Raw genomic sequence first — 646 nt, 5'->3', positions numbered from 1 at the left:
GCCATCAGGCGATTGCGGCGCGGCACGTCCGACAGGTCGCCGCTGGCCGCCACCTTGTGCTCTTCGGCCAGGTGCTTCTCCAGCCGCTTGTAATCGGCGGGCGTCGCTTTGGCGATGAACTCGCGCACCAGCGCAACCTCCAGCACGCGGCGCACTGCAAAGACTTCGCGCGCCTCGGTCTCGTCGGGTTTGGCGACGAACGCACCGCGATCCGGCTCCATGCGGATCAGCTTGTCCTTGGCCAGCATCAGCAGCGCCGCGCGAATCTTGGTACGGCTGACGTGGTAGACCCGCGCCAGCGCCTCTTCGCGCAGCTTGGTGCCCGGCGGCAGCCGATGCGCGACGATCGCCTGCGCGATGTCGTCGGCAATGCCTTCGGAGGAGATGTCGGCGGCGGTGGTTTCGGTCATGGCGCCGATTTTACCGCCGTCCGACAGTAGAGCCGCTTCAGGCATGCGGCAGCGTGTGGGCGGCCTGTGCAGCCACGCCGTGGCCGTGCGGAATCGCTTCGCCTTCTTCGGTGATGTCGATCTTGCCGTCGAGCACTGCATTGGCACGCACGCGGTCGATGTCTTTCTCCCACGCGGCGATGACGACCGTGGCGACGCAGTTGCCGATCAGGTTGCCCAGCGCACGGGCAATGCCG

At 67.0% G+C, this 646-nt stretch carries 1 protein-coding gene and 1 pseudogene; both read right to left on the bottom strand.

Annotated elements, in window-relative coordinates:
- On the bottom strand, positions 1-410 hold a 410-nt coding region (locus FUT88_RS25430; RefSeq protein WP_147219327.1), incomplete at its 3' end, for a GntR family transcriptional regulator.
- Between the two features lie 37 nt (positions 411-447).
- Positions 448-646, bottom strand: a pseudogene (locus FUT88_RS25425) (C4-dicarboxylate transporter DctA); the annotation flags it as partial.

This window comes from Ralstonia sp. TCR112, from assembly GCF_007997035.1.
GTDB lineage: Bacteria > Pseudomonadota > Gammaproteobacteria > Burkholderiales > Burkholderiaceae > Ralstonia > Ralstonia edaphi.
The sequence above is the reverse complement of the archived record's forward strand: the minus strand, read 5'-3'. Positions and strand labels throughout refer to the sequence as shown.